This window comes from Falsiroseomonas sp. RANM36 (assembly GCF_056682175.1).
The window spans coordinates 1514592-1523509 of sequence record NZ_JBWXTD010000003.1; the positions used below are offsets into that span (position 1 = coordinate 1514592).

At 73.2% G+C, this 8918-nt stretch carries 9 protein-coding genes and 1 pseudogene; 2 read left to right on the forward strand and 8 right to left on the reverse strand.

Going from position 1 to position 8918, the window contains the following annotated elements:
• Together AC1MIR_RS12155 and AC1MIR_RS12160 are read right to left on the reverse strand one after the other, a co-directional pair.
• Positions 1–818 (reverse strand): peptidyl-prolyl cis-trans isomerase (locus AC1MIR_RS12155; RefSeq protein ID WP_480028414.1); only part of this gene is annotated, 818 nt, incomplete at its 3' end.
• Between the two features lie 16 nt (positions 819–834).
• Positions 835–2805 carry a DUF3604 domain-containing protein gene (locus tag AC1MIR_RS12160; protein WP_480028415.1) on the reverse strand — a complete coding sequence of 657 codons (1971 nt, stop codon included), beginning with the start codon at positions 2803–2805 and terminating at the stop codon, positions 835–837.
• A 172-nt stretch (positions 2806–2977) separates the two neighbouring features.
• Between AC1MIR_RS12160 and AC1MIR_RS12165 the strand changes: the two genes are divergently transcribed.
• On the forward strand, positions 2978–3556 hold the full coding sequence (locus AC1MIR_RS12165) for a hypothetical protein (RefSeq protein ID WP_480028416.1): 579 nt from the start codon (positions 2978–2980) through the stop codon (positions 3554–3556).
• Positions 3499–3831: pseudogene (locus AC1MIR_RS12170) on the forward strand (baseplate hub domain-containing protein); the annotation flags it as partial. The gene AC1MIR_RS12165 and the pseudogene AC1MIR_RS12170, both read left to right, overlap by 58 nt.
• Here the strand turns inward: AC1MIR_RS12170 and AC1MIR_RS12175 are convergent.
• The 6 genes from AC1MIR_RS12175 to AC1MIR_RS12200 form a co-directional block, all read right to left on the reverse strand.
• Complete coding sequence (locus AC1MIR_RS12175) at positions 3780–4718, reverse strand: BtpA/SgcQ family protein (protein ID WP_480028417.1); 939 nt, start codon at positions 4716–4718, stop codon at positions 3780–3782. The pseudogene AC1MIR_RS12170 and the gene AC1MIR_RS12175 overlap by 52 nt on opposite strands.
• Positions 4715–5734: a PfkB family carbohydrate kinase gene (locus tag AC1MIR_RS12180; RefSeq protein ID WP_480028418.1), complete on the reverse strand. Its 1020-nt coding sequence runs from the start codon at positions 5732–5734 to the stop codon at positions 4715–4717. Before AC1MIR_RS12180 ends, AC1MIR_RS12175 begins: the two co-directional genes overlap by 4 nt.
• Positions 5731–6822 carry an SIS domain-containing protein gene (locus AC1MIR_RS12185; RefSeq protein ID WP_480028419.1) on the reverse strand — a complete coding sequence of 364 codons (1092 nt, stop codon included), beginning with the start codon at positions 6820–6822 and terminating at the stop codon, positions 5731–5733. The genes AC1MIR_RS12180 and AC1MIR_RS12185 overlap by 4 nt, the downstream gene beginning before the upstream one ends.
• Entirely contained in the window at positions 6819–7688 is an 870-nt protein-coding gene (locus AC1MIR_RS12190; protein WP_480028420.1) for an ABC transporter permease, read from the reverse strand. Before AC1MIR_RS12190 ends, AC1MIR_RS12185 begins: the two co-directional genes overlap by 4 nt.
• The gene (locus AC1MIR_RS12195; RefSeq protein WP_480028421.1) at positions 7685–8593 is read right to left on the reverse strand and encodes an ABC transporter permease; all 909 of its coding nucleotides are present in this window, start codon (positions 8591–8593) and stop codon (positions 7685–7687) included. Before AC1MIR_RS12195 ends, AC1MIR_RS12190 begins: the two co-directional genes overlap by 4 nt.
• Positions 8583–8918: hypothetical protein (locus AC1MIR_RS12200; RefSeq protein WP_480028422.1), on the reverse strand; the 336-nt coding region annotated here is incomplete at its 5' end. The genes AC1MIR_RS12195 and AC1MIR_RS12200, both read right to left, overlap by 11 nt.

Below are 8918 nucleotides of genomic sequence, written 5' to 3' on the forward strand. Positions count from 1 at the left end.
ACACCCCCGCGCCCCCCCGGCCGGCGGGGGGCCCCCCCCCCCCCCCCCGACCATTCGGCGCGGAGCACGGGCCGGACCTGCTCGATCGCGGGCCGGTGCGGCGCGCTGCGGCTTTCCACGCGCACCAGGTGCAGGCCGTAGGCAGAGCGCAGCGGGCCGGACCAGCGCCCGACCGGCGCCTCGGCCAGTGCCGCGGCCAGGCCGCCACCGAAGCGGCTGTCGATGTCGGGCAGGCTCGCGTCGCGGAAGTCGTAGCCGGGCAGGAAGCGATCCCCGGCCTCGTCCGCGAGCGACTCTCCGCCCGGTCCCCGCAGCGCGGCGAGCAGCCGCGCAGCCTCCTCCTCCGCCGCCGCGCCACGCCGCGCGGTGTCGAGGAAGACATGGCGGAAGGTCACGCGGCCGGGCTGGCCGAGGCGATCGCCCATCTGCGCCAGCAGCGCCCGCAGCTCCGCCGCGCGCGGCGCGCCGCCGCCGGCGGCATCCTGCGCGAGGAACTCCATCTTCAGGCGAAGCTGCCGGCGGATCACCGGGTCGCCCTGGTCGAGGCCGAGCGCGAGCGCCTCGCGCACCAGCACCTCGTCGCGCACATGCTCGGCGACCAGGCTGGCGAGTTCCTCCTCGCTCGGCGGGCGGCGCTGGCGCGCAACGAAGGCGCTGGCCAGGCTCTCGACCTGCCCGCGGGTGACCAGGATGCGCGGCGCCTCCTCCGCCCGCGGCGCGGGGGCGGGCGCGCGGGCGCCGGCCAGCGCGTAGAGGGCGAAGATCAGCGCGCCGCCCGCCATGAAGTGCAGGAGCGGTTGGCGGAGCAGCGCCCTCATGCCGCCGCGCCGCGCGTCAGCTTCGCGGCGCATACCAGATCGGCGAGGTATAGGCGCGGTCCTGCACCGTCATCGGCACCTCCGGCCCCATCCGCACGCCGAAGTAGCGCGCGTCATAGGCGGTCCAGCGCGGCGTCGGGATTTCCAGCACGCGGGCGTAGTAGACCGCGCGCTGCGCCGGATCGAATGACGGGTCGCGCCAGACGGTGATCAGCTCCGGCGCGCCGATCGTGTTGGTCCAGGTCGCGTTGGCGACATCCACCGTGTTGCCCACCGGCGGCAGGCGGCCATTGGCGCCCGGCCGGCGGTCGCCCGACCAGACGACGTCGTAGACCCGCTCATGCGTCTCGCCGTTGCTGTCGAGCCAGCCCTTGACGATCTGGATGCGGTCGAGATTGGCGCCGATCGGATCGCGCAGCGCCGCGACCAGGAACGTCGGCGCGCGCCCCCGCGGCGCCTCGCCGAGATCGCCGCCCATCGGCACGCCCTTGGTGTAGCCCGCGATGGCGGGGCTGCGCGTATTCGCGTCCGCCGGCTCGAACTCCCATCCGCCGAAGAAGCGGACCAGCATGCGCGGGCCGGTGGTGGCGAAGACCTCCTTGCGCTGCATGGCGTCGAAGAGCGCCGCGCGCGTGTTCTCCCGCGCCCAGACGCCGGCATAACCGGAGGCGACCATCTGCCAGCCGAACAGCCGGCGCTGCCCGTCGGCCGAGGTGGCGAAGACATGCGTCGCGCGCTCCGCACTCGGCTCGGCGCCCGAATGCTTGCCGAAGAAGTTGTCCTCGTCGGCAGTCGAAAGCGCGGTGTGGCTGTCGGTCGAGCCGATCATGCCGAAGCGATAGGGATTCACCCCGAGCCGCTGTTCGAGCAACAGGCCGAGCCGGAGCGCAGATCGGGCATATTCGTGCGGCAGCATCTCCCGCGTCTTGGCTTCGCTGAGATCGAGGTTGCCGACGTCCCAGCGCTCGAAATCCGCGAACTCGTCATTGGGCGAGAGCAGCGGATGCGTCTCGCCGTCGCCCTTGATCTGCGTGGCTTCGTAGAGCGGTTCCCAGCGCGCGCGTGTCTCGGCGTCCTCGCGCGACATCGGCGCGCCAGTGAAGGTGTCGATCACCGGGAACATGCGTCCGTTCGAGAGGTTGCCGTTATGGGCGATGGCGAGGATCTGCCCGCCCGTTCGCGCCTCGTAGTCAGCCATGTAGCGCCAGAGGTCGCGCGGATTGTCGCTGCCCGCGGGCGGCAGGGTGGTGTACGGCTCGACCAGGCCGGCGCGGCTCGCGCCATCGCGGAAGATCAGGACGCGGTGAAGGTTGTTGCCGCTGGTGTTGGAGGTCCATTCGAAGCCGATGAAGGCTGTGAAGCGGCCCGGCTGGTTGGCCTCCTCGGCGGCCGCGATCTGCTCGTCCCAGGCGGAGCGGAAGGATCGGGTGCCGGGCATCGGAACCATCGGCGCGCCGAGCTGTCCTTCGCTGAAGGCACGGATGATCTGGAACGCCGCCTCGACTCCGCGCTGCCCGCCCTCACGCACCATCTGATGCCAGCGGCGTCCGGTCGGGTCGGCCATGACCTCCGCTTCGCCGGCGAAGAGGCGGGGGAAGAAGCCCATGCCGTCCGAATGATCGGCAACGACGAGGAAGTCGAGCGGGCGCGAGAGCCGAACCTTCTGGCCTGTCGAGGACGTCAGCTCCTCTCCGCGCGCGAAGCGGTAGGCGTCGCGCGGCGTCCGGCGCGCGCCGAAGGCGCCCGCGTCCATGGACATGCCGGTGTGCAGGTGCGTGTCGCCCCAGTACACATTGGTGGCGAAGCTGCGGTCGGCCCAGGGGGAATAAGGCCGGCCCGGAAAGGCGTTGCGCAAACTGTCGGGATCGGGAAGCGGATCACCGGTGCCGGCGCGGGCGAAGCTTCCGAAGAGGACAGGAGCGGTTGCGCTGGCGCCGGTGGCGAGCGCCAACTGGACGAAGCTGCGCCGATGGATTGAGCGTGGCATCACCATCCTCCCCTTCCGGTGCTTATTGTCGTGCGATCAAGAACGAAGCCTTGCGACGTTTCATGTGGCATTCTACCGCACGCTACCAATCGAGTCTTCGAGATTGTAAGGTACTGGTGCCGAGGTACGCTGTCATGACTTGCCGCGAGGGCAGGTCCTCAAGGGCGGTGCGATGAGCTCACTTCCGTGGTCTGCAGCGCTTTTCCGTCGACACGCGCTCGCGGTGGCCAGCATGATCGCGCGAGTCCGCTCGGAAAAGTGTGACCATGTGGCAGTCACATGCGGCAACGGCCCGGACGGTGCGCGGCACGGCAGGAGCCATCCGCGGATCGTGATCGGTGCCGTGGCGGCCTCGGCGCTGCTTGCCTCCTGCGTGACGGGAGATGATTCGGTGGCACGGCGCGCGCGCAGCGATCTGATCGGACTGTCGGCGAACGATCTCCGCCTTTGCGCGGGGCTGCCGGATCGCGTCCTCGAAGGCGATGGCGGCGTGCAATATTGGGCCTATGAGCGGCGCGGGTCGCCGCGCGAGGCGACGCTTTCGACCGGCGTATTCGAGCTCAATCGCGAACAGAAGGACGAGTGTCGCGCCACCTTCGAGATGGCGGCTGGTCGCGTGCGGCGTCTCGCCTTTGCGCGCGCGAATGGCTCCGTGCCCGCCCCATATGCCGGCTGTGTTCCGCTGGTGCAGGAATGCCACGACCTGCTGGTGAGCGGCGCCCTGCATCCGCTTTCCGCCAACGCCGACTGAGCCGCGCCATCGGCCGAGGGCCCACCGAACGGAGTGGTGCTTGGACGACCCGGCGCCTCGCCGCGATCCGTCTCTCCCCCGGCCTCGCCGCCGATCTCGCCGGGCGGGCCGCCACGCTCGCCATCCTCTGGCGTGTGCAGCGCCGCAACCGCGCAGTGTTGACCGTCGCCGACAACGACCGCGACCTCACCGATGACGACGAGACCTGCGTCGCCGCGCTCGGCTACCGGCGCGCGGCCATCGCCGCCGGTGCCGCGCTCGCCGTGGAGGAGACCGAGCTGCTCGGCCGGCTCGACAGCGCCGCGCTGGAGGCGGCGACACTTCGCTCAGGGCTGGCCGAGGCAATCCTGGCAGATGGCAGCGCCTCGTCCGAACCTCCCGGCGTCGCTCGGGCCCGATCCATCAGCCGACGCGTGCGGTCGGCATCCCAGCGCAGCAGATCTTCCGGCCCGGCGCCGCGGCGCATGAGCGAAGAGGACACGATCACGCCCTGCGCTTCGCGCAGGGCCTCGGCCACGTTGTCCTCCGTCACGCCGCCCCCGAGCAGAATCGGCGCGCGAACGCCGGTTTCGCGCGCGGCGCGGATGCGGGCGATGCTGTCGGCGAAATCCGTGCCGGTCAGCACCAGGCCGTCGGCGCCGAGCGATTGTGCCCAGAGTGCCGCCCGTTCCGGCTCCACCGGCGCAAGCGGCACCGTCGTGCGATCGAAGACGTCGGCGAGGATAGCGACATCGGGCGCGACGGCGGCGCGATAGGTGCGGGCGGGCACAGCCAGTGCATGCTTCGGCCCTTCCGCCCCGAGGACCGAGGCGACGAAGACCTTGAGCCGCACGAAGCAGGCGCCGGCGGCCGCCGCAACCGCAAGCGGCGCCTCTGCGTCATGAGCCTGGACGATGATGCCGAGGCGAAGGGCCGGGAACTCCGCCCGCAGCAGGCGCGCCAGCGCGGCCATCCGCGCTACCGTCTCCAGCGAGGCCCCGCCTGCCGAGCGCGTCTGGTCCTGCAGCTTGATTGCCGGTACGCCGGCCTCGGCGAAGATGCGCGCGTTCTGCAGCACGTAGTCCTCAAGCCAGGCCTGGGACCGGCACGGCTCCACCACCGGATCGGGGAGGTGCAGCGCGGCGATGACGAGCGGCGCGGGCGAGAAGATGTCTGCTGTCACGGGAAGCTCCCAGAGATAGAGTGATCGACCCGCGCGAGCCGCTCCGCGACTTCGGATGGCGTGAGCGCGAGTGGTGCGAGCGCGCCCATCCGCTCCACCGCGCAGGCACCCGCGACCAGGCCGCGCTGCGCGGCGCGCACGATCGGCTCGCCGGCGCCGAGTCCGGCCAGAACGCCACCGGCGAAGGCGTCGCCCGCGCCGGTCGGGTCGAGCGAGTCGACCGACAGAGCCGGCAGCCGGCGCGGCAATCCCTCCGCCGGGTCGAGCAGCAGCGCCCCCGCGGCGCCGAGCTTGGCGAGCAGCAGCGGGCCACCCGGCCGCGCCAGCGCCGCCAACGCGGCCGCCGGCGCCAGTCCCGGCCGCAGCGCATCGAGTTCCGCCTCACTTGGCAGGAAGACGTCGCAGGTGGCGAGCAGCGCCTCGAGCAGCGGTGGCGGGAGGCTCCGCGCCGTGAAGCCCGGATCGAGCGTGACGAGCAGTCCGCGATCGCGCGCGGCTCTCGCGAGGGCGAGCTGCGCATCGGTCGCGCCGGGCGCGACATGGGCGCCGCGCGCCGACCACCAGGCGTCGGGCACATGCTCGGGCAGCACCGGATGCGCGGCGCGGAAGGCGGCCCAGCCCGCCGCGTCGGAGCGCGCGCGCAGATGCGCCTCCCATGCCGCAGCGCGTTCGGGCGCGATCCGCGCGCCGGCGATGCCGAAGGCCGCGGCCTCCGCCGGCGAGGCGTGCAGCCGGTCCACGCGGCTGCCGTCGGGGCGGTGGAAGAACCATTCGGGGTCGGGCAGCGGAACGCCTTCGATACGGATGCCCGCGGCATCGAGCGGCGTGCCGGCGAGCCGCTCCACCGGCCATCCCGCCGGCACGCGCGCGACGATGCCGGCGCGCGCGCCCATCCGCGCCGCGCCGACCGCCGAGTGGATCGCGTTGCCGCCGATCTGCGCCAGCGCCAGCGTGCCGTCCGCCGCGACGATGCAGTCGAGCGTCGCGCCGCCGGCGGTGAAGAGCGCGGGCGTCACGCGCCGGGATAGCCGAGCCCGGCCTCCGCCCGCGCCACGGCATAGGCATGGGCGAGGTGGTGCAGCGGGATGGTGGCGAGCAGCGGCAGCAGCAGCGGATGCGCGGCGGGCAGGATCAGGTGGCGCTCGACGAGGCCGGCGATCTCCGCATCCGCCGCGCCGAGCAGCGCCAGCGTGCGCCCGCCGACGCCGGCGCCGACGATCGCCGCATCCAGCGCCCGCGGACGCGAGGCGGCGTCGGGCGCGATCAGCACCAGCGGGTCGCCCGGCTTTTGCGCGCGGTAGTGGTGCAGCTCCTCGAGCGGCCAGGCGACGGCGTGGACGGGGCCCAGCTCGCGGATCTTCGCCGCGCCAATCTCGGCGGAGGCGTGGAAGGGGCCGGCGCCGCTGAAGCCGAGGAAGCCGGCGCGCGCGAAGGCCGCACCCGCCTCCCGCATCGGCGCGGCGACGAGCGCGCCGAGCCGGTCCGCCTGCTCCGGCAGCGCCGCGAGCGCGGCGCGCAGCGTCGGATCGGGGCGGATCGCCTCGGCCGCGGCGACCAGCAGCGCGATGGTCGCGGTCGTCGCCGGGGTTGGCCAGCCGCGGCGCGGCGCCGGCACCATCAGCGCCGCGTCGAAGCCCCGGGGCAGCGGCGAGCCGGCGCTGTTGGTCACGCCGACCGCCAGCGCGCCGCGCGCGCGCGCACGCTCCAGCGCCTCCAGCACCGCGGGCGTCGTGCCGCGCGAGGAGATGCCGAACACGAGCGTGCCGGGGCCGGCATGCGCCGCCTCGTAGAGCGCCCAGTCGAGCGCCTGCGCGCCGGCGGCCGGCACGCCGAGCCGCGCGCGGAAGGCCGATGCGGCGATCCGCCCGGCCTGCCAGGAATCGCCGCAGCCGGCGATCACCACCTCCGTGACCGGGCGCGCCGCGCCGCGCGCGGCGAGCGCGCCGAGCGCGGGCGCCGCCTGCGCGAGCGTCGCCGCGATCGCCTCGCCCTGCGCCAGCATCTCGACCCGCGTGCGCTCGACGCGTGCGAGCCGGGCGGGATCGCGCGGCGCGTCGGTGGAGGGCTCGGCGCGCAGCTTCGCGAAGCGGGCGTCGGTGCTCATCGGCCGAGCCGCTCCAGCCCGACGGTGCGGGCGATCACCAGCATCACGACGAAGGAGAGCATGATCTCCATCGCCGAGATCGCGGCGATGGCGGGCGTCGAATCGTTCTGCACGAGGTAGTAGAGCTCCACGGGAAGCGGCCTGCCGCGCACGTCGGAGGTGAAGAGCGCGACGGTGACGTTGTCGAAGGCCTCGATGAAGGTGAAGGCGGCGGCGGCGAGCAGCGCCGGGCCGAGCTGCGGCACGGTGACGCGCAGGAAGGTCTCGGCCGGCCCCGCGCCGAGATTGGCCGAGGCCTCGTCGAGCCGCGGATCGAGCCCGGCAAGCCGCGCCATGACGATGCGGATGGTGAACGGGATGCAGAAGACGGTCAGCGCCACGACCAGCATCAGGTCGGAGGCGCGGAAGCCGACATAGGCGCCGAAGAACAGCATCGCGATGCCGATCACCATCCCCGGCATCATCTGCGGCGCGAGCAGGAAGGCATTCGCCCCGGCCTTGCCGGGGAAGGTGCCGCGCACCGAGGCGAAGGCGGCCGGCACGCCGAGCAGCAGCGCCGCCAGCATGACCAAGGTCGCGACCTCCAGGCTGACCAGGATGGAATCCGTCAGCTGCCGGTTCTCGAACACCGCGCCGTACCAGCGCAGCGAGAAGCCGGAGGGCGGGAAGCTGATGAAGGCGCGCGGCTCGAAGCTGATGGCGATGACGATCAGGCTCGGCGCGACCAGCAGCAGCAGCGCAAAGCCCGCGACCAGCCCGAGCAGCAGCCCGCCGAGCCGGTCGATGGCGGGGACGGTGCGGCGGCGCTTCGTCGCGCCGGAGGCGCGCGGGCGGCGCTTCATCGCGCCGGAGGCGCGCGGGCTCATGGCTTTGCCACCTCGTTCCAGCGCGCGAGCCGGTTGCCGAGAGCGACGATCGCGAGGACGAAGGCGAAGCAGGTGGACAGCAGGATCGTCGCCAGCACCGCGCCGCGCGTCCAGTCCAGCACCACCACCGTCTGCTCGTAGACCTGCACCGCAAGCGTCGAATAGGCGCCGCCGCCGAGCAGCTGGGGGACGATGAAGTTGGTGTAGGAGACGGCGAAGACCAGCGCGAGGCCGGCGAAGATCGCCGGCACGCTCATCGGCACGGTGACGCGGAAGAAGGTGCCGGTTCGGCTGGCGCCGAGGTTCAGCGAGGCCTCCTCCAGCCGCCGGTCGCGCTCCGCCAGCACGGCCAGCAGCGGCAGCACCATGAAGGGCAGGTGGATCTGAGTCATGCCGATCAGCACCGCCCAGTCCGTGTTGAGGATGCGCAGCGGTTCCTCGACGATGCCAAGCGACAGCAGCGCCTGGTTCAGCATGCCGCGCCGCCCGCCGAGGATGACGATCCAGGCATAGGCGCGGACCAGCGCGCTGGTCAGCAGCGGCGAGATCACCGCGACGAGGATCAGCGTGCGCCAGATGCCCTTCGTCTCGGCGAAGAGATAGGCGACCGGATAGGCCAGCAAAAGGCAGAGCAGCGAGGAGACGACGGCGACCCAGAAGCTGCGCCACATGAGGCGCCAGACGAGGTCGTCCTGCAGCGCGTGCAGCAGATGCGCGACCGTGAAGCTGTCGCCCTGGATGCGGCCGCGCTCGATGGTCAGGAAGCCGAAGGCCAGCAGCGTGACCATCGGCAGGACGAGGAAGACGAACAGGAACACCAGCGCAGGGACGGCTGGCCAGATGCCGCGCCCGTGCAGGATGCGGCGGAGCGGCGCCGGCCGGCGCATGAGGGCCTCAGCCGGCATGCGGGATCACCGCGCAGCCGGCCGGATCGGCGATGCCGAGGCCGAGCACGGTGCCGGGCGCGGGCGCCGCCTCGCCGGCGCGGCGCGGCAGCACCGCGCGCCGCGGCGCCGCCCGGCCGGCCTCGAGCTCGAGCTCCATCGTCGGGCCGTCGGCGGTGGCGAAGGCCCCGCGGCCCTGCCAGATCGCCCCTGGCGCGGCGGCGGGCAGCAGGCGCAGGTTCTCCGGCCGCAGCACCAGCGCCGCGGGGCCGTCCGGGCGCGCGGCCGCGCCCCCCGGGCCCCCCCCCCCCCCCCCCCCCCCCCCCCCCGCCCCGCCCCCCAAAGG

Excerpts from the sequence above, each read along its gene's own strand:
- AC1MIR_RS12185 (WP_480028419.1), bottom strand. The coding sequence starts at position 6,822 with ATGAGCACCGACGCCCGCTTCGCGAAGCTGCGCGCCGAGCCCTCCACC.
- AC1MIR_RS12160 (WP_480028415.1), bottom strand. The coding sequence starts at position 2,805 with ATGCCACGCTCAATCCATCGGCGCAGCTTCGTCCAGTTGGCGCTCGCC.
- AC1MIR_RS12190 (WP_480028420.1), bottom strand. The coding sequence starts at position 7,688 with ATGAGCCCGCGCGCCTCCGGCGCGATGAAGCGCCGCCCGCGCGCCTCC.
- AC1MIR_RS12165 (WP_480028416.1), top strand. The coding sequence starts at position 2,978 with ATGAGCTCACTTCCGTGGTCTGCAGCGCTTTTCCGTCGACACGCGCTC.
- AC1MIR_RS12195 (WP_480028421.1), bottom strand. The coding sequence starts at position 8,593 with ATGCCGGCTGAGGCCCTCATGCGCCGGCCGGCGCCGCTCCGCCGCATC.